Source organism: Lysinibacillus sp. RC79 (assembly GCF_041262405.1).
Classification (GTDB): Bacteria; Bacillota; Bacilli; order Bacillales_A; family Planococcaceae; genus Lysinibacillus.
Genome location: NZ_JBGCCD010000017.1, coordinates 46,793 through 72,016, shown reverse-complemented (window position 1 = coordinate 72,016; position 25,224 = coordinate 46,793). Strand labels below are relative to the sequence as shown.

The following is a 25,224-nucleotide window of genomic DNA, read 5'->3' as shown; positions in this document are numbered from 1 at the left end:
TGTCTACAACTTCCCTTTTTTTGCCTCTCTGGACAATTCATTAAAAGGTACTTCTATGAATCTTTATTTTGATTGTACGGTACTGGTAGTTCCGCTTCTTTTTTACCTGGTAGGATGGCATTTAAAAGAACACCGATAATCGCTGCTAACGCCATACCTTCGATACTTAGTGATTCTGAAATAACGAACTTCGCACCACCGATGCCAATGACTAAAATAACAGAGGCAATGACCAAGTTACGACTATTCCCAAAGTCGATATGATTATCAACTAACATTCGTAATCCACTTGCTGCAATGATACCGAAGAGTAGGATGGAAACCCCACCAAGTACAGCTGTTGGGATTGTTGCAATAACTGCCATTGCTTTCCCGAAGAATGATAGTAAAATTGCTACGACTGCTGCGCCTGCAATGACATACACACTGTAAACACGTGTGATAGCAAGGACACCGATATTTTCACCGTAAGTTGTTTTCGGTGGACCACCGATTAATGCACTAATAAACGTTCCAATTCCATCACCTAAAAGTGAACGGTGTAAGCCTGGCTCTTTAATATAATCTCGATTAACAACTTTACCTAATACTAACTGGTGACCAATATGCTCTGAAATAGTTACGATAACGATTGGCACCATTGTTAAGAGTAGCTTTGTTGTGATTTCAAAGTTATAGTGAACACCTGGGATTAAAAACTCAGGCTTTGCAAAGAATTTTGCTTCGGCAATTGGTGAATAATCTACAATCCCGATAATCATTGAGTAAATATATCCCACGATTAAGCCAATTAAGATTGGCATTGTGCTTAAAATACCTCTAAAGAAAATCGTGAAAATAATAGCTGTAAATAATGTCACTAACGCTGCTGAGAAGTGTAAAAAGCTATATTTACCATCTACATTCATCGCCATATTTACCGCTGTCCCTGATAATCCAAGACCAATTACCATAATGACAGGTCCTACTACAATCGGCGGTAAAATTTTCATAATCCATTTATAGCCGCTTTTCCAGATGATAAGGGATACGATACCATATGTAATCCCGACTGCCATAGCACCAATCATCGCATGACCTGGATTTACACTTGAACCATCTTTATTTAAACCACCTGCTACAAGTAAAATCGGTGCAATAAAGGCAAAGGATGAACCTAAATATGCTGGCACCTGAAATTTCGTAATTAATAAGAAGAACAATGTAGCAATTCCACTTGTTAAAAGGGCAATCGCTGGACTAAGACCTACCAACTGAGGAACTAAGATCGTTGACCCAAACATGGCAAACATGTGCTGGAAACTTAATGTCACTAGTTGGACCGGGGTCGGTTTATCCTTAATATCTAATACTGCATTTGACATAATGTTTCCTCACTTTATAGTTAGTCTTCTTTAAAAATGATGACGCAATCTTCTCCGTCTACCTCTTGTAAATTTACGACAATACGCTCTGTTCCAGATGTTGGTACATTTTTACCAACATAATCAGCTCTTATTGGTAGTTCTCTATGACCTCTATCGATCAGGACTGCAAGTTGAATTTGTGCAGGTCGCCCTAAATCCATTACTGCATCAAGTGCTGCGCGTACTGTACGTCCTGTGTAAAGTACATCATCAACTAAAATAATTTTTTGATTTACGACCACATCATCAATATCTACTTGTTCAACATGTGCCTGTTCATTATCATGCTTTGTCGTTAAATCATCTCGATAGAGGGTGATGTCTAGCTCCCCCGTACGAATTGGTTTGCCTTCAATTTTTTCAATTCGTTCTGCTAGGTGTCTTGCAAGAAATGCACCTCGTGTTTTAATACCAACTAAAATACATTCATCGATTCCTTTATTGCGTTCAATAATTTCGTGTGCAATGCGTGTTAACGCTCTTGCCATAGATGGGCCATCTAATAGCTCATTTTGTGCCATGTAAGTTTCCTCCTCCCTTTTATTTATTGTTGGTCATGTGTCCATAAAAAAACCTCTCAAGGCGAATGGCCTGAGAGGGTTATATACGTGTTTAAATAGTATGTTGAAAAATTTGCAGCACAAATTTTTTGCAACACATTCACATGTACCTTCTCAGCCTCTCTGGACTGTCATTAAAGGTGAATATTTAGTTAAGTTGTTCATTCACTTTCGTTAGTATAGACCTTCTTTTACTATACGTCAATGCATATTTCGTAAATCATTTAATAATTGTTCATAATCAGCAGGAATTGGTGCTTCGAACTCCATATATTCGCCAGATGTAGGGTGATCGAATCCTAAAATTCCTGCATGTAATACTTGTCCATTAAAGTCTATTGTCTTTTTTGGTCCATATTTTGGATCACCAACAAGAGGGTAGCCAATATATTTCATATGCACGCGAATTTGATGAGTTCGTCCTGTTTCTAAACGACATTCCATAAGAGTGTATTCGCCAAAGCGTTCGATAACTTGGAAGTGAGTTACTGCATGCTTCCCTTTATCGACAACTGCTTGTTTTTGACGATCTTTTTGGTCGCGTCCAATCGGTGCATCAATCGTTCCTTTATCATGTGCAATATGCCCGTGTACTAGCGCAGTATATTTACGTGTTACTGTTTTATTGACTAGCTGATTCACTAACGATTCATGAGCTGCATCATTTTTAGCAACCATCAATAATCCCGATGTATCCTTATCAATACGATGCACAATTCCCGGACGCATAACGCCATTAATGCCTGATAAATCCTGACAATGATACATTAAGCCGTTTACAAGAGTACCTGTCATATGTCCAGGCGCTGGATGGACAACCATGCCCTTTGGTTTATTCACAACAAGGACATCTGCATCTTCATAAACAATATCAAGATCTAAATTTTCAGCAATAACATCTAATGGCTCTGCTTCGGGTACATCAATTTCTACAATATCCCCTACTTTTACCTTATACTTCGCCTTGACAGTCTCTCCGTTTACTTTGACAATACCCTCAGTAATCCAATTACCAATTTGTGTACGCGACCACTCTGATTGCACACTTGAAACTGCCTTATCAATGCGCTCTCCTTGTTGTTGTTCTTCCATTGTATATGATACTTGCTTCATTGTTTCACCTGTTTCTTTTCTTTTTTATCTTCAACGATTAAGCCAATCATTAATATTACTACCGCAAATGTTAAAGCTGCATCCGCAATATTGAAGATTGGGAAATCATAATTAATTACTGGAATTAAGACATTTACAAAATCGACCACTTCACCTCTAAACATACGGTCAATAAAATTACCTACAGCTCCGCCTAATAAAAGCATTAAGCCAACTTGAAAAATAGGTTTACCCTTAGCCTCTTTATGATAAAAATATAGGATGGCACAAATAACGCCTATCGTGACAATGCTAAATAACCACATTTGTCCTTCTAACATTCCCCATGCTGCTCCTCTATTTCGATGAGACAATATCCCAAACCACGGATCCCATACTGAAATTTTTTCACCAAACTCCATATTTTTCACAATTAGCCATTTTGTCCATTGATCTAAAATAATCACGAATGCGGCCAATCCATAATATTTATACACAGACACTCCTCCGTTCGCTCAACATCTAACCTATTCTACCATAACAGCCCATCTCAGAATAACTAATATAGCATGAAAATATGGCTTAACACCATTATGTAGGGGTGATTTTTGCTCCGATTCGGCGCTTTCTTGTGGGCGTTCGTTGAGCTATCTGTCGTTTTCGACTTTGTATCCGTCGCTTTGGCTCTTCTTTCCGTCACTTTCATCTTTCTATCCTTCGCTTCGGTTCTTCCTTCCGTCGCTCTAGTTTCTATCCGTCATTCTGGCTCTTCTTTCCGTCACTTTCGTCTTTCTATCCGTCGCTCTGACTCTTCTTTCCGTCACTTTCGTCTTTCTATCCTTCGCTTCGGCTCTTCTTTCCGTCGCTCTAGTTTCTATCCGTCACTTTCGTTCCTACAAAAAAGCTATTGCCATCACTTCATAAGTAATGGCAATAGCTTATCAATTTTTATTCAATGTTATACAGATGGAAAAGTTTTAGGCTGTTTCAGACTCTTTCGAATGCACACGCTTCATGAAATCATTGACATCAGCTGGTACTTTTCGATCTAATAATGACACAATAACAACCGATAAGAAGCCTACTGGTACTGTTACGATGCCAGGGATTTTAAATTGTAAGAAACTTGGTAATGTTCCTGGTAGGAAAATCATCCACATAGATACGCCAAGACCAATGAGTAAACCTGCAATAGCTCCTTTTTCTGTCATCCCTCTCCACCAAATGCCTAAAATAAATATTGGTGTAAATGTACTCGCGGCAACAGTAAAGGCTAGTGCGACTAAATGTCCAATGGATGCATCCTTAACTAGTAAGCCCAATGCTCCATATAAAATACCTAATAAAACAATTGCTACTTTCCCTGCAAGCACTCGTTGTTTTTCTGTAATATCCTTTTTCATAATGCTTGCATATAAATCATGGGCTAATGCACCTGAACTTGTAATAAATAACCCTGATAAATTTGAGAATATGGCCGCAAATGCACCTGCAATGACTAGCCCAAGTAGCCATTTACCTCCTAGTGCTAATGCTGTTGTAGGAATAACCATATTGTTTCCGCCAAGCACTAGATCGCGCATTACCTCCTCACTTGCTGTACCCGAGATAAAAATAGAACGACCTACAACACCTAAATATACAGCTAATAAGAAAAACGTACTGGCAATCCCAATCGCCATTAATGCTGATTTACGAGCCGCCTTCGCACTTGGATTTGTATAAAATCTTAGTAATATATGCGGCAGACCAATTGTACCTAATGCTAAACCTATTGTCATACTGATAGTTTGCCAAAATGTTGGGAAATAAAAGCCTGTTCCTGTCCAAGCAGCACCATCAAAATTAACATCACTTCCATCTAGGGCATATGGTGAAGTTCCTGCAATCGGACCGCTGAATGAATTAATGGCAGCTAAAATCTTATCGTAATGCAAACCACCATATATCGCAGTAATCAACATAACAATAAACGCACCAAGGCGAATCCAAAGTTCTAAAGCTTGGTTGATTGTTGTTCCTTTCATACCGCCTATTCCTACATAGAAAATCATTACAACACAGGTAAAAATAATGCCGAATTCATATGAAGTCCCAAAAAACATACTTAAAATTTGTGCAGCTCCTAATAATTGTGGCGCTGCATAAAAACCAGAAATTGCTAAAACCACAGCTACTGCTACTAGCCGAGCTCGTCTACTATGAAAACGATAGGCTAAAAAATCAGCAACGGTAAATGCTCCAAAACGTCTTAATGGACCTGCCACAAAAATAGCTAATAACGTTAATCCGATGGAGAAGCAAAATGCATAATAAGCACCGTCGTAACCTAATTGAAAAGTTAAACCAGCTATCCCAAGAAATGTAGCTGCACTTAAATAGTCTCCTCCAATTGCAGAGCCATTTGTAAACCATCCAAAACTTCGTCCCCCAACAAAGAAATCGGATGCCGTTGCATTTCTTTTCGTTAAATACGTAATGTATACAATTGTTCCCATTAAAGCAATCGTCATTAACATCTTCGGTTCTAATAGAGCTTTCATCATTAAACATACCCCCCTTAGCTAAAACTACTTATTTAGTATTTCGTATTTCTTTAGGCGTTTTTCGTACAATGCTGTATGCACATACGCAATAATAAAGGCCATTACCATCATAACGACGGTTGTCACAAACCATGTAAATGTCATGCCACCCCAAATTTTCTTGAAAGCAAGCTCTGGAGCGAACCAGTTCATAACTGGAATACTAAAAATTAAAATGAAATAAAATACCGTTAAGCTAAAACCTGTAGTAAACTCATCTTTCATAATTTTGTTCGTAGTTGCATCTAGTGGTGGAAGGTCCTTCACATCTACGGTTCCAGCTTCCACGTATTCATAATCATGACTCCCTACTCCTGCCATATTTCAGCTCCCCCTTTCTGTATCGGTAAATAATTATCTGAAATTTCAAATTATTATTTACTACAATTATTCTATTCTATTTAATCTATAATATAGTTACAAAATATTGCTGTATTAGTACAAAAAAATGCTATTTTAAGTTAAAATGTTTTTATTGTTTTTCATTTACAATAGAAAGGAGATGTTAGCATTCTAAATATTGTTTGGTACATTGATAATTCAAATGAAAAACAACAAATGGACTACTGGCTAGAAGAATTTCTACCTAATACCTTTATTAACTGTGAAGAACCCAAAACAGAAATTTCCGCCATCATCGTCTATGAAATCAACCGTTTATTTGACTGGGTAAAGATAAATCGGTTAAAAAGAAATTATCCCAATAATATAATTATCCCTATTGTTGCAGAACACCTTACCTACTCAACTGGGATAGCAATTGAACTAAATTTGCCCGCACTCCTCATAAAACCATTACAGAAAGCAAAATTTCTACGCATTGTTAAAAAGCTTTATACGTCTAATAAAGAAAAACAAGCAAGTACTCTTACAATGCTTGAGTTATCTCAGCAAATTACGCAAGACCATACTTCACCTTTCCGAGAAGCTTTTTTAAAACGTCTTATACGAGGAGAGATTGAAAGTGAGCAGGAAATAATCCAGTCATCATCTTTCTTATCGAGGAATTGCATCCCAAATATCGCCTTTTTAATCCAGGGCTATATTGATGTGAATGAAGGTGGACCTATCCCTCATGATGCCAGCAGTGTTATAACAAATGTATTTCACCAAAACTTTGCTAATAAAGCACCTCTATCCTTTTTACATTTTGAACGTTATTTACTGTTGCTTATGCGCATTCCTAATGAATACACATCATTTAAGCATTGGTCTGAGGGGGTAGCTTGTTTACTTGAGGTTATTGAAGTGTTAAAAAAAGATTATTGCATCCACCTTTTTATGGGGATTGGTGGAGTTTTTCAGGACGCCATGCAAGTTAAGGAATCCTATAGCCAAGCTCGAAAGGCACGGAGGAAACCGCCCGTTCATAGTATTCATATACGATTTTATGAAGATTTGACAAAGCAAGAACAGCTACAAAAGGCTATCCAATATATCGAGGAGCACTATGATGAGCAACTTACGATCAGTGATGTTGCCAAATATATCAACTTTAGTGCTACTCATTTTAGCAGATTGTTTAAAAAAGAGACTGGTCGCAATTTTGTGGATTATGTAGCCTTTACACGTATTATCAAGTCATTGCCGTATTTGCGAAAATACGATTACACCATTGAAAAAATCTCCTTCATCTGTGGCTTTAACACACCTAATTATTTCAGCCTTACCTTTAAGAAATATGTCGGTATATCCCCAACAGACTACCGCAATACGCAAGAAATATTATTTAAATAGTTCAGAACACGTAATCGAAGCATTCAAGTCACTCCATTACCAAAAAGAATCTGCTGACCTCAACGACAAAGTAAAAAACGCAAGCCCCCCCATCATCAAGGAGACTTGCGTTATTAATTACATAGAATGCAGATTCTTATTTTTAGTTTGCATTACTGTTTGCTTTTATCAATTAGGCCTCGGCATAATTGCGTCCGGAATCGGCTTTGTGCCTGCACAAAGCCGATTCCGTGACATCCGCCGGAGGCTTTAGGCCAACAAATGTTTATTGCGCGAAAGCGAAGCGGCAGCGGCAACAGCACGAAGTTGGTCACTCAGTCGTTGCCACAGGACGTGGCGCTCTTAGACTGAGTTCCTCTATTTCAGCGGATATTTGGACACCCGCAGAAAAGTGACTTAAAACCGCATTCATCTCATCACCTATAGAGGTGGGCGACTACTGTACCTGTCGCTACGCTTTCGGTACAAAAGACATTTGCTGAAAGAAGTTAAACGTAATACTTTTCTACAACTTCAGCACAACGCGCGCATACTGTTGGTTGAGCTTCATTTGAGCCGATCGTTTCAGAAATAGACCAGCAACGCTCACATTTTTCACCTGTTGCCTTTTCTACAACAATCGATGCATGTTCTAGAGCTAAAGCATCTGCAGGTGCAGCTTCAATTGATGCTACTTCAAAGGCAGAAACGATTGAAAGCTGTGCAAAATCAATGTTTGCATCATTTAATAATGCCGCCACATCTTCTTTCGCATAAACTGTCACTTTCGCTTCAAGTGATTTACCGATTGTTTTTGCAGTACGAGCTTCCTCTAATGCTTTTAAAATATCATCACGAACATCAATAATTTTCACCCATTTTGCACGTAGACTTTCGAAGTTTTCATGTTCATCTACCTCTGGGAAGTCTGTTAATTGTACAGATACCTCTTCTACAACACCTTGAGCACGTAAGTAAGACCACATCTCGTCACTTGTATGAGGGATAATAGGTGACATTACTTTTACTAATGTCATTAATGTGTCATAAATAACTGTTTGCATCGCACGGCGATCTTTGTTGTCATGGCCTTCGATGTACACAACATCTTTTGCAATATCTAAATAGAATGAAGATAATTCTACTGCAACAAAGTTATTCACTGCATGATAAACAGCTGCGAAATCATAGCGATCATATGCAGCACTTACAGTTTTTAATACATCCTGTAGGCGCATATAAACATACTGATCCATTTCACGAAGATCCTCATATGCTACGCGATCTTTCGTTGCATCGAAATCAGCTACATTTCCGTGTAAGAAGCGGAATGTGTTACGGATTTTTCGATAAACCTCAGATACTTGCTTCAACATATCCATTGAGATACGAACGTCGGCTGTATAATCTACAGAAGCAACCCATAAACGAAGAATATCTGCTCCGTATTGATCCATAACCTTTTTCGGGATAATTACATTCCCTAAAGATTTACTCATCTTACGACCTTCACCATCTAGCACGAAACCATGTGTTAATAGTCCCTTATATGGTGCATAGCCATTAATAGCTACAGAAGTAATTAATGATGAGTTGAACCATCCACGGTGTTGGTCAGAGCCCTCTAAATATAAATCAGCTGGATATTTCATACCACGTTCTACTAGCACACCTTGGTGAGAAGAACCTGAGTCAAACCAAACGTCCATAATATCGTTTTCTTTTGTAAATTCACCGTTCGGGCTACCTGTATGTGTGAAGCCTTCAGGTAATAATTCTTTTGCTGTTTTTTGGAACCAAATATTTGACCCATGTTCACGGAATAATTCAGAGATATGAGCAATTGTTTCTGGTGTAATAATTGGTTCACCATTTTCAGCGTAGAAAATTGGAATTGGCACACCCCATGCGCGCTGACGTGAAATTACCCAGTCTCCACGGTCACGAATCATATTATAAAGACGAGTTTCACCCCAAGCAGGTGTAAATGTCGTTGATTTTACTGCGTCTAGTAACTCATCACGGAATGCATCTATTGACGCAAACCATTGTGGTGTTGCACGATAAATAACTGGTTTTTTCGTACGCCAGTCATGTGGATAAGAGTGTGTAAAGAAGTTAAGTTTTTCTAATGCGCCTACTTCTTTTAATTTTTCTGTGATTAATTTGTTTGCATCATTGTAGAATACACCTTCAAAACCAGGTGCTTCATCTGTATAGCAGCCGCTATTATCAACAGGGCTAAGAATTGGTAGACCATATTGCTTACTAATATGATAGTCATCTTCCCCGTGTCCTGGCGCTGTATGAACACAACCAGTTCCCGCTTCAGCAGTTACGTGCTCTCCAACCATCACAAGAGATTCACGGTCATAGAATGGATGCTGTGCAACAATTCGATCTAATGCTTCACCTTTAACTTCTTGAACAACTTCATACGATTCCCATTCAAGTTCGTTAGCAACTGTTTCTAATAATTCTTTTGCAACGATGAATTTTTTATCGGCAACTGCAACAACCACATAGATAAATTCAGGGTTTACAGAAATCCCTAAGTTTGCTGGAATTGTCCAAGGTGTTGTTGTCCAAATGATAATTTTAGCATCTGCTGGGACAATATCTTTAGCATCTTTAATCGCAAAGCTTACATAAATAGAAGCCGATTTAACGTCTTTATATTCAATCTCTGCTTCTGCAAGTGCAGATTCAGATGATGGAGACCAGTAAACTGGTTTTAAACCTTTATAAATATAGCCTTTTTCAGCCATCTTTCCGAATACTTCAATTTGACGCGCTTCAAATTCAGGCTTTAATGTAATATATGGATTTTCCCAATCACCACGAACACCTAAACGACGAAATTGTATACGTTGGTTGTCGATTTGCTCGTAAGCATACTCTTCACATAATTTACGGAATTCAGCAACAGACATTTCTTTGCGCTTTACACCTTTGTTCGTAAGTGCTTGCTCAATTGGTAAACCATGTGTATCCCAGCCTGGAATATAGTTTACTTGGTAGCCAGTCATCGAGCGATGACGCGTAATCATATCTTTCAGCACTTTATTTAAAGCATGACCGATATGGATATCACCATTTGCATATGGAGGTCCATCGTGTAACACATACTCAGGGCGTCCTTTTGTACGCTCCATCTGTAATTTATTAATGTCCATTTCATTCCATTTTTCTTGCATCTTCGGTTCATTTGCCGGTAAGTTTCCACGCATTGGGAAATCTGTTTTTGGCATTAATAAAGTATCTTTGTACTCAACCATTTTTTCAATTCCTCCTTTATTTTACAAACAAAGAACATATGCACTTAGGCGCACATTCACATACGACAGTTATTAGGCTTATCACCATAACGTAGGGTTGATTTCCGTTGCGACTGGGCGCTTTCCTGGGGGCGTCCGATGAGCCGCTAATCCCCGAGGAGTCGCCCAGCCTCCACTCCAATCAACTTATATACATAGCATACGTTTTGTGAAATGCCCTCCTCGAGTTCTAGTTATTAGCAAAATCAACACGTTTTAACAACGGAAGTAGTTCAATCATAGAATTTATCCATTTCACACGAATAGAAATGGAAGTCTTCCGCCATTTGAACATAAAAAAGCCTCTCAATCCCAAAAAGGGACGAGAAGCTTATACTCGCGGTACCACCCTAATTGTAGCACAAAATTGTACTACCACTTAAAGCACGTTAACGTTGTGCGTCACGAAATAACTTACTTCATTCAGTTATTTAGCTCCGAAGTGATGTTCATTGTTATTTGCTTGTTTGGGCTCACACTATCCCCAAATCGCTTAACTACGCCTAACAAATACTGTCTTCGTCTCTGCCTGTTTGCATATGTGTTCAAAATAATTACTATTACCATAGTATATGAAAATCAAACAATCACGTCAAGCTTCACTTATTGCGTTCCAATGTCTACATAATAGTGATTAAACTTGATCGGCTTCCTGTGCTTCTTCAACAGATGTTTGAATTTCAGTAAGGTCAATATCATATTGTAGCAAATGGTCCCAATCGTCTGCATTTAGTAAATCCAGCTGTGCCTCTACAAGCATTTTAAAACGATTACGGAATACCTTTGATTGCTTTTTCAGCTCATCAATTTCAATTGTCACTTTTCGAGCCTTTGTTAAAGCCTCATTGATAATACGATCAGCATTTTTTTCTGCTTCCTTTACAATGAGTTTAGCCTCTTTTTGAGAATTTCTTCGCACTTCGTCAGCTGCCTCTTGTGCAACAACAATTGATTTTTGTAACGTTTCCTCTAAAGTGTTAAAATGTCTCGCTTGTTCTAAAGAAATTTCTAATTGTCTGTCTACTTCCTTTTTTTCACGTAACAAAATTTCATAGTCTTTAATAATTTGATCTAAAAATTCATTTACTTCATCTTCAGCATAACCTCTGAAGGATTTAGTAAACTCCTTATTATGTATATCAATAGGTGATAATGGCATACGATCCTTCTCTCCTTTACATGTACATTCGTACTTTCTATTATACAATTGTTCCAACAACTTAGCAGTAAAAATTAATGAAATTTACTTGATTTTCAGCTTTTTTGAGTCAATCGACCGATTTGTAAACGAATTTTATCTTTTTTTGTACGGCCTTCAGTCATCATAATTTTTATTCGACCGCTACCACGTACAGATAAAATATCCCCTTCTTGTAATTCAAAGGCAACTGTATCCCGTTCAGTCCAATTGATACGTACCTTTTTACCTGTAATTAATGCTTGTGCCTTCTGACGAGAAATTTTTAAAACAGTGGAAATAATAACATCTAAACGCATTGAAGAAACAGTATGAGACTCTTCTAGCCACTCTTCCTCGTTTTGAAGCAATGGCTCCGTCTCTTTAATCGATTCTACATGTACCTTTACTTTGCCGATGCCAGTTAAATGTAAGCGTACATATTCCGCTACCTCATTCGCTACTACAAATTGTACTAGATAGTCATTGACACGAATATCACCAAATTTGCCACGATCCAATCCTAAAGATAATAAAGCTCCAAGAACATCTGGATGTCGTAGTTGGACAAATTTCACAGGATATTGAATTGTAAATACTGTAAGCTGAAAATCTTCCTCCATAGGCTCATAATAAGTAGGATAAATAAGCATGCGTTGTCTTTCTGCATCCTCAAAGAGCCCAGCACTAGCTATTTTTAAAGTGTCATACTGTCCAATTATCGATGCAACAATAAAGCGCTGTCGAGGATCTAGAAAATCAGTAAGCTTTGGAGCATATCGATCCTCTACCTCATGCTGCCAGCCCACAACCTGTTCAATAAAAGGCTGTTCATCTTTCCTAAAATGCTGTATTAAATGCTCCATGTAACTCCACCTCTATTATCACTCTTTTATCTGTACAATTTCATTGGTATTTTAAGGATTATTAAAAATAGGCTCATAATCATAACGTAGGGTTGATTTCCGTTCCGGCTGGGCGCTTTCCTGGGGGCGTCCGATGAGCCGCTTCGGCCAACACGAAGTTGGTCACGAAGGCGTTATCACAGGACGTGATGCTCTTAGCCTTCGTTCCCCTGCCGGCTCGCTCCAGGGTCTCATCTGTGACGCTGATCCCCAAGGAGTCGCCCAGTCGGAACGTAGATCAACTTATATACATAGATACGTTTCAACAAACGTTATCCAGGATTTTGATATTTCATAAAAATATGTACGTGCACATTATACGCTGGTAGAACGCTTTCTGCAGGGATAGTTAAAACCTCGATCCCTACTTATTCTTATGAATTCTTGGGAATCACCACTAAATTGTTTATATTTAGTATTCCCCATAAATAAAAAATCCCCACCGTTCGTGAGGATTTCTTTTAAGCAAACATATCGTATATTTTTAAAATAACAATAAATAGACCTTTTTGAATATAATTAAGGAGAAATATTGCTACGATAGGTGAAATATCAATCATGCCAATTGGCGGAATGAATTTTCTAAAGATGGCAAGATAAGGTTCGCATACTTTTGCTAATAAACGTCCAATTGATGAGTTTTGAATAGCTGGCACCCAAGACATTAAAACATATGCGACTAACATTAGTGAATAGACATAAAATGCTATTGACACATACTTCAAGATTAAATAAAAAGTCATATAAACTACAATCCTCGCTATTAATTATCGTCTAAAATAAAATTCGAAATTTCGCCAGACACTTCTACATTATCAGGTGTGCATAGGAAAATGTCTTTACCGATTCTTTGAATATCACCGCCAAGTGCATAAACTGTGCCACTTAAAAAATCAATAATCCGTACACCTTGCTCTCGCTCAATACGTTGTAAATTGAGGATCGCTGCACGCTTATTTTTTAAGTGTTCAGCAATGTCCTGAGCTTCGGCATAAACTCTAGGTTCAACTAATACAACTTTTGCGCCTTTTGAATTCATTGCTGCCTGCAAACTTACAATGTTGTTTGTAGGTGTTGTACTCTGCGGAAAAATTTCCTGAACCGGTGCCTTACGCTCCTTCATAACTTTTTTAGGCTTCACTGATTGAATCTGTTGCTGTTGTTGTACGGTCCGTTGCTGTTGAATAGGAGCTTGCGTGATTTCTTCTTCTAGTTCTTCCTCTAGATAAAAGAAGTTTTTAATTTTATTTTTCATGCTCATCCTGTTCCCCTCTTTCATTTCCAACAAGAGCCGTTCCAACTCGAACAAATGTAGCCCCTTCTTCTACCGCAATTTCAAAGTCATTAGACATGCCCATTGATAACTCGGTACAAGGTGCGTGTGCGAATCCTTGCTCGGCTATTTGCTGTTGACATTGTTTTAATTGCTTAAAAACAGAGCGAATAATTGTATCCTCATCTGTATTTGGTGCCATTGTCATTAAACCAACAACTTGAATTTTTGTAAAACTCTTTAATGATTCAATAAAAGGCAGGACTTCTTCAATCGATAAACCATGTTTTGATTCTTCGCCTGATACATTAACTTGTACAAAACATTTGATAGGTTTGTCTGCTCTTTTTTCAATTTCTTGCGCTAAACTCAAACGATCTAATGCATGTAAATAATCAATACTGTTAATAACTTGTTTGACCTTACGTGTTTGTAAAGATCCGATATAATGCCAATGTACATCAGCTTGAATCGCCTCAATTTTACGATTTAAGCCTTCGGGACGGTTTTCTCCTAAATGAATAAGCCCCGCATCAATTGCTTCTTGTGTTCTTTCTACAGAAACTTCTTTTGTCACTGCAATAATTTGGACATTCTCAGCTTCACGATTTGCACGTTTTTTTGCTGCTTGTATAAGATCATTAATTTTCTTCAAATTTGTTAAAATTTTCGTCACTGTTTTTCCCAACTTTACAACAATAGTTTCTTTTATTGTAACAAGCAATGCTTGAATTATCAATGAATAGCCTGACCTATGTGAAAGTACATTTTACCCCACCAACGCTTTAAAATTGCTTAATATACATAGAAATTTTGCTCTTTAGGATAAAGCTTTTACTAAAATGACATCCTTTCCTACTACAAGTACATCTTTCATATACACTTTCCTAACAGATTCTTCCCCGCGGAAAAAGCCTAGATATTTACGGGGCTCTGCAATCATAAAAGCCGTTACATAGCCTGTTTCTTTGGATACCTCTGCATCTACCACAAATCCTAAAAAGCGTCCATTGCCTGCTTCAATAACTTCTTTTTGCTGTAATATTGAGAAACGCATTTTATCCCTCCCTAAATCAATTACTCTCAACATCGTTTTATCTCAACAAACTATGTTTTCTCTATATATTTATGTGTTTATTGTTGTTTAAATGAAAATGAAATGATCAAGGAATCTCTCTTTAGAAAAACGAAGGGGTGATTTCCGTTCCAGGCTACTCGCTTTCCTGGGGGCGTCCGATGAGCCGCTTCGGCCAAAAGGATGTTGGTCACGAAGGCGATATCACAGGACGTGATGCTCTTAGCCTTCGTTCCTGCAGAGTCTATCTGTGACGCTGATCCCAAAGGAGTCGCCCAGTCGGAACGTAGATCAACCAATTCACATGACATACGTTTTAACTAAATGACATCCCAACTTTTTAGTTTTATCGAAACACTTTCAGGAATTATCGACCAACCTTTAATTTTTATTGACCAACTTTTAGATTTTATCGATCAACTTTCACGTTTTATCACCCAACTTCTGAATTTTATCGACATCTACCTTCCAAAGAGCACAAAAAGGAATCATACACAAAACTGTGTGAATCCTTTTACTTTATTATGTTACCCAGTCGGAACGTAGATCAACTAATTCACATGACATACGTTTTAACAAAATGACATCCAACTTTTTAGTTTTATCGGAACACTTTCAGGAATTATCGCCCAACTTTTAAATTTTATCGATAATCATTCACGTTTTATCACCCAACTTTTAATTTTTATCGACATCCACCTTCCAAAGAGCAAAAAAGGTTCATACACAAAAATTGATATAAATAAAATGCGCACCGAGAATTCGGATGCGCATTGTTTTTTTACTTATAATCTTTCTGCATTGTTTCAATTGCATTTTTTTCTAGACGAGAAATTTGCGCTTGAGAAATCCCCAATTCTTTTGCAATTTCTGTTTGTGTCTCACCGTAATAAAAACGCTTTGCAACAATCATTTGTTGACGATCATCTAACTTTTGCAAACTTTCCTTTACCGACACGTAGGCAACCCATTGATCTTCAGATACATCATCATCACGTAATTGGTCCATCATATAAACAGCGTCTCCACCGTCTGAATAAATGGGCTCCTGTAAGGAAACAGGGTCTTGAATGGCATCTAAAGCAAATAAAACATCTTCCTTTTTCATGTCAATCATTTCAGCAATTTCTTCAATCGTTGGTTCTCGTAAATTATCGGTTATCCATTGCTCTTTTGCCTGCATCGCCTTATACGCAATATCTCTTAGAGAACGAGAAACACGTAATGCATGATGATCACGCAGATGGCGACGAATTTCACCAATGATCATCGGTACAGCGTATGTTGAAAATCGTACATTATGCTTCAAATCAAAATGATCAATGGCTTTCATGAGGCCAATACAGCCTACCTGAAATAAATCATCTGCCTGCTCACCCCTGTAGGCAAATCTACCGACAATACTAAGCACTAACCTTAAATTGCACATTACAAGCTCTTCCCTAATCTCAGTTTCTCCAGCTTGTAAACGAATGAATAGTTCCTTCATTTCCTCGTGCTTTAAAATTGGCAAAGTCGATGTATCTAAGCCGCAAAGATCTACTTTAGTTCGCATATTCGATTCCTCCGGATGTTATTCTCTGACTAAACCGTTACATCAGTTTGTCCGAGAGAAACGAGAATATGCACAAAAGCTACGACCAATTTTAGGTAGGGTAAATTTCCCTCTCTAAGATATTGGCTGATTCAGATTTTCACGTAAATCTTGAATAATTTTCTTTTCTAATCGGGAAATATATGATTGCGAAATACCTAAATGATCAGCAACTTCTTTTTGAGTCATTTCAATTTTTCCATTGAGACCAAAACGACATTCCATAATATATCGTTCACGCGCACCTAGTAAATTAATGGCATGAAACATATGTTGACGCTCAATTTTCTTCTCTACATTGTCTAAAATAATATGCTCTTCAGTTCCTAAAATATCAGACAATAACAACTCGTTTCCATCAGCATCGGAGTTTAATGGTTCATCTAGTGAAACTTCACCCTTCATGCGACTTGTTTTACGTAAATGCATCAAAATCTCATTTTCAATACACCGTGATGCGTATGTGGCAAGTTTAATATTTTTATCAGTATTGAACGTTTCAATCGCCTTAATTAAACCGATAGAGCCAATACTTATTAAATCCTCAATCGGCGTTCCCGTATTATCAAAACGTCTAGCAATATAAACAACAAGACGTAAATTACGTTCAATTAGTGTATCTCTAGCTCGTAAATCACCATTCATAAAGGATGCAATGACTGTAACTTCTTCTTCTCGACTTAATGGCACTGGCAATGAATCATTTCCCCCTATATAGTACGTTTCACGACTCCGAAACTTACTCCAAAATTTTTTCAAGCTAGCAAGTAGCCTAAGAAGCAATAGTTCTCCCCCTCTATGAGTTATTTGAAAGCGCTGAAAAATGTAAAATTGCTGCTGTGCTATGTGGAAAATTTTTAGCCTTTTTTGTTAAAACGATATATTCATTCGTTTTCACTTGTGAGTGCTCCCCCTTTATATGCCACTCATCAAAGCGGAAACCTAGTACAACCGATTGCTGTTGCACTGTATTGACATGAATAAATCGAATATAACGCTGATAATCTTCTGAAAACATGGATACATTATACGGATCAGTTTCTTGCCATTCTAACAATGATTTGCAAAATGCTACAGGTAGATGTGGGCGTAATGCTGCATAAGAGACAAAGTGAACAGGTTTTCCTGATAGTGGCTCAATCGCTTGATTCCCCGTATCTACAAATGCAGAGAGTGGTATCTTTACATCAAAGATTTTTAACGTCGTAGCAAACACAAACTGACCACTTAACCGCTCAAGCTTTACAAACCCCCATTGTTTATAAAAAGCAACAAGATTACCAACAGCTAATAGTAGGCAAATGATTATAAAATGGACAACAGAAAGATTCTTTAAATACGGTTGTAATGCTGTTAATAATCCACCAATAATGATTGTTGCTGTTAAAACGATTGGTCCTTGTTTTTGAAAGCTTCGAATCTTGAAGCGAAAAGCTATCCCGATTAGTAAGATAAAGCTCAGTACCGTCGTCAACAGCATTTGACCACCTATTACAGCTACAAAACTACTACAAATAGAACTCATTAATAATCTCGTGTTCTTTACAAAAACCCCTGTTACTTTTGCCGTAAACTTGAGTATCGCTAGATTAAAAAGCGTATTAATGAGCACCAGCCATTCTCCATACATAACAGCCGCCTCCTACTTACAAAGTTAGCATGTTACACCCACAAATATTGTCAAACAATCGCATCAATTCATTAAAATGTTTTGACAAAATACATCTTTTCCTTACACATTCGAACATAATTAATTTTTTAGACTCTTTAGCGGATAATTTCCGTTTCAACTGGATTCTTAGGGTCACCGATAAGTCATTGGAGTTTTTGAACGCTGCAATAGGGGATTTATGCGTTAGAGGAACAACTGTAAAAGGATATTCAAAATATGTACTTGGCTGTATATTCCACTATGAAAGGACGCTTTCCGCGGGCATTACCTCGCTCCGCTTCATATGTTTTATACCAATTCTTTAGTATTTTTTGTAGATATAAAAAGCTCGTATTTCACATAATGTAAAATACAAGCTTTTTAGAAGGTTGGATGCTGATTTATCAACGATTTTTACGGTTACGTAAAAATGCTGGTACCTCAAGCATGTCATCCTGTGCATAATTTTGTTGATTTTGACGTGGTTGCTCTTGCTGTACGTGCATATCTTGACGTTGCTCCCGAATCGGAGCTTGCTGTTGCTGTGCAGCTTGTCTATTTGTATTTAACGTCGGTCGTGTAGTATTACGCTGTTGCTGTAGAGCTTCCTCTGAGAAACCAGTCGCAATCACTGTCACAATTATTTCATCCTTTAGATTTTCATTAATAACAGAACCGAAAATCATATTTACTTCTTCATCTGAAGCTGAAGCTACGATATCTGCGGCTTCTTGTACTTCAAATAAGCTAAGATTCGAGCCACCTGTAATATTCATAAGGACACCTTTAGCGCCATCAATAGATGATTCAAGTAAAGGACTTGAAATAGCTTTCTTAGCTGCTTCTGCAGCACGGTTTTCACCTGTAGCAATACCAATACCCATTAACGCTGAACCTTTGTTAGACATAATTGTTTTTACGTCTGCAAAGTCTAAGTTAATAAGACCTGGCGTTGCAATTAAATCTGAAATACCTTGTACACCTTGACGTAAAACATTGTCTGCTTCACGGAATGCCTCTAGCATTGGCGTAGATTTATCGACAATTTGTAATAGCTTGTCGTTCGGAATGACGATTAAAGTATCTACAGACTCCTTCATGCCACCAATACCACCGATAGCTTGTGTTTGTCGTTTACGACCTTCAAACGTAAATGGACGCGTTACAACACCGACTGTAAGAGCTCCTAAATCGCGAGAAATTTGTGCGATTACTGGCGCGGCACCAGTACCAGTTCCTCCGCCCATTCCAGCTGTAACGAATACCATATCTGCACCACGTAGAACTTCTTCTAATTGTTCGCGGCTCTCTTCTGCAGCTTTTTTCCCTACTTCAGGATTTGCACCTGCACCTAATCCACGTGTAAGTTTTGTACCAATTTGTAGCTTTATTTCTGCTTTCGATAAATTTAGCGCCTGTGCATCTGTGTTTACTGCAATAAAGTCAACACCTTGTACACCATGTTCTATCATTCGATTGACAGCGTTGTTACCGCCGCCACCAACACCAATGACTTTTATTACTGCAAGTTGATCAACACTTGTATCAAATTCTAACATTTCTTTTTCCTCCCACGGTAACTCGACTCTGTATCATTCATTACGCATTCAAGTTAATCAAAAAACTTATCAAATAATTTTTTTGCTCTTCCGATTACGCTTCCTTTTGATTCTGAAGGTGCAGCATATTCTTGCTTTTTAGGTGTGGCTGTAGGAGATCCTACAGCTGCATATTCAATAGGCTGCGTATTGATACTTTTTCCATAAAAATCATCTTCTAAATAGGCGTAACGAATAAGTCCAACTGCCGTCGTAAATGAAGGCTCTCTAACGCCAATATAGTCAGGTGTATATATTCTAACACGCGTTTGCAGAATCTGGCGTGCCAGTTGAGCAATACCATCAAGCTTTGCAACGCCACCTGTCAAAACAACACCGCCTGGTAAATCCCTAACACCTAGACGGGCTAACTCGTCGATGACTAACTCAAATAATTCTTCCAAACGAGCGCCAATAATTTCTGATATAAAGCGCTGGCTGTACTGATCTGTTGAATCTGTCCCTACAACCGGTACTTCGAAGAGTTCATCATCTGATGCGTCATCATAATAGGCATGTCCAAATTGATGTTTAATTTGTTCTGCCTGTTCTGTTGGTGTTTTTAAGACGATCGAAATATCTTTCGTGATATGATCGCCACCAACAGGAATGACACCCGTATGCGTTAACAGTCCCTCTTCGAATACTGTGATAGTAGTTGAACCGCCTCCTAAATCAACGAAAGCGGTACCTTGGTTTTTTTCATCCTCCGTTAATGCAAAAAAACCTGCTGCTAATGGTTGCAAATATATTTCTCGAATACTTAGACCTGCACGTTCTACACAGCGTAAAACATTGTGTAAAAGTGTTTTGGAAGTTGTGATCATTGTGGCATCCATTTCTAAACGAATACCAATCATACCTCGTGGATCTTTAATCTCATCTAAATTATCCACAATAAATTGTCTAGGAATAATATTCACTAATTCACGTTCAGGAGGTATTGACATGACTTGTGCAGATTCTACTACTCTATCTAAATCATCATCTGTAATTTCTCTATTTTCACTATTTACAGCGACAACACCTTTAACTAGCTGTAACATCGTCTGGTTAGCCGGAACCCCTAAAACGACTTCACTTATTTGATATCCTGTCATTCGTTCAGCTTGATCTATTGCTTTTCGAATCGATTGAACTGTTGCGTCAATATCAACAATTGCACCTTTTCGAACCCCATTCGATTTTACATTTCCGACTCCAATTACATGTAATTGTCCGTCGCTCATTTCACCTATTAATACCTTGATAGAGGATGATCCTATATCAAGAGAAATATATAAATCTTGCTGATTCAATTCACTGCACCTCCTTGAAAAAATGCTCTTATTCTCATTCTATTGTAAATTCAGCATAATGTCTAAGCAAATCGAGTATTTTGCTCAATTTTTCTCTCATTCTATGGAATTTTTGTTCCTTTTGTGACGTTTCTCATCTAACCGGGTTAGTAAAATACGCCTAATTATTGCTATATTCTGGAATAACCGTACTCCAAAAGCGAAAATAGCCGCTAAATACAAATCTATCCCTAAATACACACCTAAAAAGGCTAATCCCGCTGCCAGAATTATATTAAAAAAGAATCCTGATACAAATACTTTATCGTCATATACTTGCTGTAATTGAGCACGAATACCGCCAAATAATGTATCTAAGGCTGCTAAAACAGCTATTGACAGATAATTTTCATATATAGAGGGTATTTGTATATTTGTTAATAAGCCAAGGGCAAGTCCAAATATCAAACCTAAAAATGGTAGCCACATATATTATTCTCCTTTTTCCACCTCTGTTAAATAATCATTTGTCAATGGCTGATCAAATGCTGGGATTGTTAAATGCTCAGTTGGTTCCTCAATTATTAAATTAAAGTTATCCAAATAAAAGGAATCGATAAATGTTGAGGCTTGTAACGAATTGTACATTTTTTGAGCTTCCTTAAATGAGCTTGTCCCAACATAAATTTCAAAGGGTGGTGAGGACAGTGGTACACTGTTCACTGTAGTCTTTCCATTTATGTCTCGAATGGCTGTCGTCTGGACAACGCGATTTCCATCTATCGAGACACTCGCTGCATTGTTTTTAAATAGAGCATTTAGTAACTGGGTTAGTAAATCAGGTGAAATTTCTTTGATTTCATACCCCATTTCTACTAATTCTGGCGCTGGTTCAACACGAAGTATAACTCCTGGCCCTGTGACTTCCGTTAGCCCTGCCTGTAGCTTTAAATGATGCAGCGTTTCATATAATGCTGACTGTAAATTTGCTTTCTCAGATTGCTCATAGCGACCCACTACTTCATTAAGTGAGCGAATTTCTGCTAATAACGTGGAATGCCTTTGCTTTTCTTCTGCTAATTCCTCTCGTATGGCCCAAATATCTCGTGTATCTCGCTCAGCTGGTTGCTTTATGGTATTGTATTGTACCGCTATCATCAAACCGATAATAAATAGCACGATCGTTATTCGGGTATACATATTTTTTTTCAAAATAGCCCCTCCTAGACGTATCGTAACCCCTCATAGATTTACGCCTTAGATCTTGAATTATGCAAAATACATGCTAAAAAATAACTAAATTTCATTTGTAAATATTGACTAGAAATCGTTTAACTTTCTACTTTTGCTTTTGGCATTGTAAGCTTTTGATCTGCTTCTAATGATACAACAATATTGTCATTTAATAATTGATCCACAACGCCACCATTTAAGTTTAAGGAAGCTATTAATGTTGCGGAATCTCCGACAGCCTCGATGACGAATGGAGCTGGATGCTGCTTGCCATCAATCGTAATGACTGGTCCATTGCAGCGTATATAAGAATTCGCCAAAACACGTTGACCATTAATAGCAATTGCTTGAGCACCGGAAATTTTAAGCTCATTGAGCAATTTAAAAATATGGCTTTCATGCACGATATAATCATTAGGATTAGCAGATTTCGGATCGTAATCACCATCTTGAAGAGTTATACGTATCCCTTTTCCTTCTGAATTTAAATCGCCTAACAACAAGCGTAAATCCTCCGCTTCTTCAACAAGCTTTGAATAATCCTTTTTGCTAGCGACAAATGACTTTTCATACTTGCGAATTTTTTCTTGTAAAGCATTCGCCTCATCTGTCAATTCTTTATTGCGCTCTTGCTGTGCAATTAACTCCTCACGATATGAATCCTCTTGCTCGAAAAGCTTTGAATTAGTCGAAGAACCTGCATCTCGATTATCTTTTGCCTGGTTGTAGGAATAGCCAATGATAAACCCCATAGTTATACAAACAATAAGCAACTGAAATTGTTTTCTTGAAAAGAAATTTTCTTTGCTATTCTTTTTCTTGTTGTTCATCTTTTTTCACTTCCTGGTTGGCCGCATCTTTATCCATATCAAGGTTTGCTTGGTTATACTCATTATTGAAAGGGCGATAATACGAGCCGACCTCTAAATCGATAACCCCCTTTTCCAAATTTGGAATTTGTGCTACAAGTGAAGGGTAATGATTTAGCTTTTCTGCTAAAGTTTGAATAACAGCACGAACTTCGTAGCCATCGTTCATGTAGAGCCTGATTGCATTAGGATTTGTTTCATTACTGTTTGTATTGACTTGAGAAATTAATGCTAATACTTCTGGATTTAGTTGTGCTAATTGCTTTACAAGCTTCTTAATTGTCTTTTCGCCAGTTATGCCGATAAATACAGGTGCATCTATCGGGATGTCATCCCCAGCTTGTTCAAAGCGCTTGCCATTTTCAAGCAATGGATAATAAGTACCGTCACCAGCTAAGTACGCAACCTTTTTCCATTCTTTAATTTCTATTGTCACGCCTTGAAGCCAATTACGTTTAACATGTGCTTCTTTCACCCATTTATCCTCTAGCAATAATTTCTCTACGTCTTCTACTTTAAATCCCCACATTGACTTCCCAGTTGCAAGAGTACTTGCCTTCAAATAATATTGTTCTTCTACTAATCGAGCACCGCTGACTGTTATTTTGTTGATTTTACTGTAAGGAGATTGAAAATAAAGGAGTACTGCTAACACGATAAAGAAAAGTAATATTAGCACTATAAATTTCCGATTTGTTCGCTTTTTTCGTCGCTTTTTTAGCGTAGGTATGCGATCTTCTATGTCAATTACTTTCTCCAAAAAAGTACTCCTCCTTTATATTTATTTCGCTAATTGATAAATAATACCTATTATTAGCCACATTGTTACTAAAGATGTTCCTCCATAGCTGATAAAAGGCAATGTGACTCCTGTTACAGGAACTAAGCCAATTACTACTGCTATATTTAGAAATGCTTGTACGGCCAGCATTGTTACAAGCCCAATGATCGCGTAATAGGATGTTCTTGTTTTAGCCCGCACTGCAAATTTATAGCCTGCATAAATCGCCAGTACGAAAAGTGCTAAAATAACAAGTCCACCAAACATGCCAACCTCTTCAAGAATTATTGCGTAAATAAAGTCATTTTGTGGTTCAGGTAAATATAAAAACTTTTGCCTACTTTGTCCAAAACCATGCCCGAAAATCCCAGCAGGGCCTATAGCCATTAACGATTGTACAGCCTGAAACCCACTTCCTAAAGGATCGACCCACGGATCAACAAATGCCTGAATCCGCTTTAGTCGATATGGCGCTGTGACAATCAAGCCTACTAACCCAGCAATCCCAGCAACCATAAATATCGCATAAAGCTTTAAAGGATACCCTGCCACAAAAAACAATAAAAACACAGAAACAACGAGAATAAAAACTGAACCAAAATCAGGCTGTAGCATAATAAGTACAACTGGCAATAATAAGATCAATCCATGCCGCCAATTAATAATCGAAGTACCCGTTTTATGCTGCGCTAAAATATGGCTCATGTATACAATGACTGTAATTTTCGTTAGCTCTGCTGGCTGAATTGTTAAAGGACCTACACCAATCCAGCTTTGAGAACCATTTCGTACAAGTCCAATTCCTGGTATAAGTACAAGGACTAGTAAAATTAACGAAAATATATAGGCCATTTTCCAAAAGGACTGCTCTTTCAAAATATTTAATCGAATCGTGATTAAAAACACTACAATGGCTACGGCAAAGTATAGACTTTGCTTCATATAAAACGGCATTTTCCCACTATAATGAACGGCACTCCAATAGGTACCTGCAGAATAGACAAAAATAATGCCGATTATAGAAAGCATCAATGTTGTGACGAGCAATAAATAGCTTTCTTTCCCTCTCAGTAATGCCATCCTTCCAAGTCAAGTATATTCTAAAATAATTACAG

24 protein-coding genes and 1 other annotated feature are annotated in these 25,224 nt (G+C 37.7%); of the genes, 1 reads left to right on the top strand and 23 read right to left on the bottom strand.

What is annotated here, in order from left to right:
• Positions 1-53 precede the first annotated feature (53 nt).
• The 6 genes from ABH968_RS16505 to ABH968_RS16480 all read right to left on the bottom strand — a co-directional run bounded on the left by ABH968_RS16505 (position 54) and on the right by ABH968_RS16480 (position 5,964).
• Complete coding sequence (locus ABH968_RS16505; protein ID WP_370045633.1) at positions 54-1,364, bottom strand: solute carrier family 23 protein; 1,311 nt, start codon at positions 1,362-1,364, stop codon at positions 54-56.
• A 20-nt stretch (positions 1,365-1,384) separates the two neighbouring features.
• On the bottom strand, positions 1,385-1,927 hold the full coding sequence (gene pyrR, locus ABH968_RS16500) for a bifunctional pyr operon transcriptional regulator/uracil phosphoribosyltransferase PyrR (RefSeq protein ID WP_370045631.1): 543 nt from the start codon (positions 1,925-1,927) through the stop codon (positions 1,385-1,387).
• Positions 1,928-2,167: 240 nt separating this feature from the next.
• Positions 2,168-3,079, bottom strand: coding sequence for an RluA family pseudouridine synthase (locus ABH968_RS16495; RefSeq protein ID WP_370045629.1), 912 nt, complete (start codon positions 3,077-3,079; stop codon positions 2,168-2,170).
• Positions 3,076-3,555: a signal peptidase II gene (lspA, locus tag ABH968_RS16490; protein ID WP_370045627.1), complete on the bottom strand. Its 480-nt coding sequence runs from the start codon at positions 3,553-3,555 to the stop codon at positions 3,076-3,078. Before lspA ends, ABH968_RS16495 begins: the two co-directional genes overlap by 4 nt.
• Before the next feature lie 480 nt (positions 3,556-4,035).
• Positions 4,036-5,604 (bottom strand): sodium/solute symporter, encoded by a 1,569-nt coding sequence (locus ABH968_RS16485; RefSeq protein ID WP_370045625.1) that lies wholly within the window; start codon positions 5,602-5,604, stop codon positions 4,036-4,038.
• A 24-nt stretch (positions 5,605-5,628) separates the two neighbouring features.
• Entirely contained in the window at positions 5,629-5,964 is a 336-nt protein-coding gene (locus ABH968_RS16480; RefSeq protein WP_370045623.1) for a DUF485 domain-containing protein, read from the bottom strand.
• A gap of 237 nt (positions 5,965-6,201) precedes the next feature.
• Between ABH968_RS16480 and ABH968_RS16475 the strand changes: the two genes are divergently transcribed.
• Positions 6,202-7,380, top strand: coding sequence for an AraC family transcriptional regulator (locus tag ABH968_RS16475; RefSeq protein WP_370045621.1), 1,179 nt, complete (start codon positions 6,202-6,204; stop codon positions 7,378-7,380).
• A 488-nt stretch (positions 7,381-7,868) separates the two neighbouring features.
• Here the strand turns inward: ABH968_RS16475 and ileS are convergent, their stop codons facing one another.
• The 17 genes from ileS to ABH968_RS16390 all read right to left on the bottom strand — a co-directional run bounded on the left by ileS (position 7,869) and on the right by ABH968_RS16390 (position 25,189).
• Entirely contained in the window at positions 7,869-10,637 is a 2,769-nt protein-coding gene (gene ileS / locus ABH968_RS16470) for an isoleucine--tRNA ligase (RefSeq protein ID WP_370045619.1), read from the bottom strand.
• Between the two features lie 354 nt (positions 10,638-10,991).
• Positions 10,992-11,211 (bottom strand) — a binding site (T-box leader).
• 99 nt (positions 11,212-11,310) lie between these two features.
• Positions 11,311-11,835 carry a DivIVA domain-containing protein gene (locus tag ABH968_RS16465; protein WP_370045617.1) on the bottom strand — a complete coding sequence of 175 codons (525 nt, stop codon included), beginning with the start codon at positions 11,833-11,835 and terminating at the stop codon, positions 11,311-11,313.
• Between the two features lie 95 nt (positions 11,836-11,930).
• Complete coding sequence (locus tag ABH968_RS16460; protein WP_370045615.1) at positions 11,931-12,719, bottom strand: YlmH family RNA-binding protein; 789 nt, start codon at positions 12,717-12,719, stop codon at positions 11,931-11,933.
• Positions 12,720-13,219: 500 nt separating this feature from the next.
• The gene (locus ABH968_RS16455; RefSeq protein ID WP_053483383.1) at positions 13,220-13,501 is read right to left on the bottom strand and encodes a YggT family protein; all 282 of its coding nucleotides are present in this window, start codon (positions 13,499-13,501) and stop codon (positions 13,220-13,222) included.
• Positions 13,502-13,521: 20 nt separating this feature from the next.
• Positions 13,522-14,019 carry a cell division protein SepF gene (locus ABH968_RS16450; RefSeq protein ID WP_370045613.1) on the bottom strand — a complete coding sequence of 166 codons (498 nt, stop codon included), beginning with the start codon at positions 14,017-14,019 and terminating at the stop codon, positions 13,522-13,524.
• Positions 14,003-14,707 (bottom strand): YggS family pyridoxal phosphate-dependent enzyme, encoded by a 705-nt coding sequence (locus ABH968_RS16445; RefSeq protein WP_370045611.1) that lies wholly within the window; start codon positions 14,705-14,707, stop codon positions 14,003-14,005. Before ABH968_RS16445 ends, ABH968_RS16450 begins: the two co-directional genes overlap by 17 nt.
• Before the next feature lie 144 nt (positions 14,708-14,851).
• Positions 14,852-15,088, bottom strand: coding sequence for a PRC-barrel domain-containing protein (locus ABH968_RS16440; RefSeq protein WP_370045609.1), 237 nt, complete (start codon positions 15,086-15,088; stop codon positions 14,852-14,854).
• A gap of 799 nt (positions 15,089-15,887) precedes the next feature.
• Positions 15,888-16,661, bottom strand: coding sequence for an RNA polymerase sporulation sigma factor SigG (gene sigG, locus ABH968_RS16435; protein WP_049668350.1), 774 nt, complete (start codon positions 16,659-16,661; stop codon positions 15,888-15,890).
• A 114-nt stretch (positions 16,662-16,775) separates the two neighbouring features.
• Complete coding sequence (gene sigE, locus ABH968_RS16430; RefSeq protein ID WP_049668349.1) at positions 16,776-17,483, bottom strand: RNA polymerase sporulation sigma factor SigE; 708 nt, start codon at positions 17,481-17,483, stop codon at positions 16,776-16,778.
• Positions 17,484-17,496: 13 nt separating this feature from the next.
• A complete protein-coding gene (locus tag ABH968_RS16425; RefSeq protein WP_370045607.1) occupies positions 17,497-18,330 on the bottom strand; it encodes a sigma-E processing peptidase SpoIIGA in 834 nt (277 codons plus the stop codon).
• A gap of 425 nt (positions 18,331-18,755) precedes the next feature.
• On the bottom strand, positions 18,756-19,910 hold the full coding sequence (gene ftsZ / locus ABH968_RS16420; protein WP_370045605.1) for a cell division protein FtsZ: 1,155 nt from the start codon (positions 19,908-19,910) through the stop codon (positions 18,756-18,758).
• Between the two features lie 53 nt (positions 19,911-19,963).
• Positions 19,964-21,247, bottom strand: coding sequence for a cell division protein FtsA (gene ftsA, locus ABH968_RS16415; protein WP_370045603.1), 1,284 nt, complete (start codon positions 21,245-21,247; stop codon positions 19,964-19,966).
• A gap of 96 nt (positions 21,248-21,343) precedes the next feature.
• Positions 21,344-21,715 (bottom strand): small basic family protein, encoded by a 372-nt coding sequence (locus tag ABH968_RS16410; RefSeq protein ID WP_323645284.1) that lies wholly within the window; start codon positions 21,713-21,715, stop codon positions 21,344-21,346.
• A 3-nt stretch (positions 21,716-21,718) separates the two neighbouring features.
• The gene (locus ABH968_RS16405; protein ID WP_370045601.1) at positions 21,719-22,438 is read right to left on the bottom strand and encodes a DUF881 domain-containing protein; all 720 of its coding nucleotides are present in this window, start codon (positions 22,436-22,438) and stop codon (positions 21,719-21,721) included.
• 119 nt (positions 22,439-22,557) lie between these two features.
• Positions 22,558-23,289 carry a DUF881 domain-containing protein gene (locus ABH968_RS16400; protein ID WP_370045599.1) on the bottom strand — a complete coding sequence of 244 codons (732 nt, stop codon included), beginning with the start codon at positions 23,287-23,289 and terminating at the stop codon, positions 22,558-22,560.
• Positions 23,267-24,088, bottom strand: a complete 822-nt coding sequence (locus tag ABH968_RS16395) for a cell division protein FtsQ/DivIB (RefSeq protein WP_370045598.1) — start codon at positions 24,086-24,088, stop codon at positions 23,267-23,269. Before ABH968_RS16395 ends, ABH968_RS16400 begins: the two co-directional genes overlap by 23 nt.
• 21 nt (positions 24,089-24,109) lie before the next feature.
• A complete protein-coding gene (locus ABH968_RS16390; protein WP_370045596.1) occupies positions 24,110-25,189 on the bottom strand; it encodes an FtsW/RodA/SpoVE family cell cycle protein in 1,080 nt (359 codons plus the stop codon).
• Positions 25,190-25,224 lie beyond the last annotated feature (35 nt).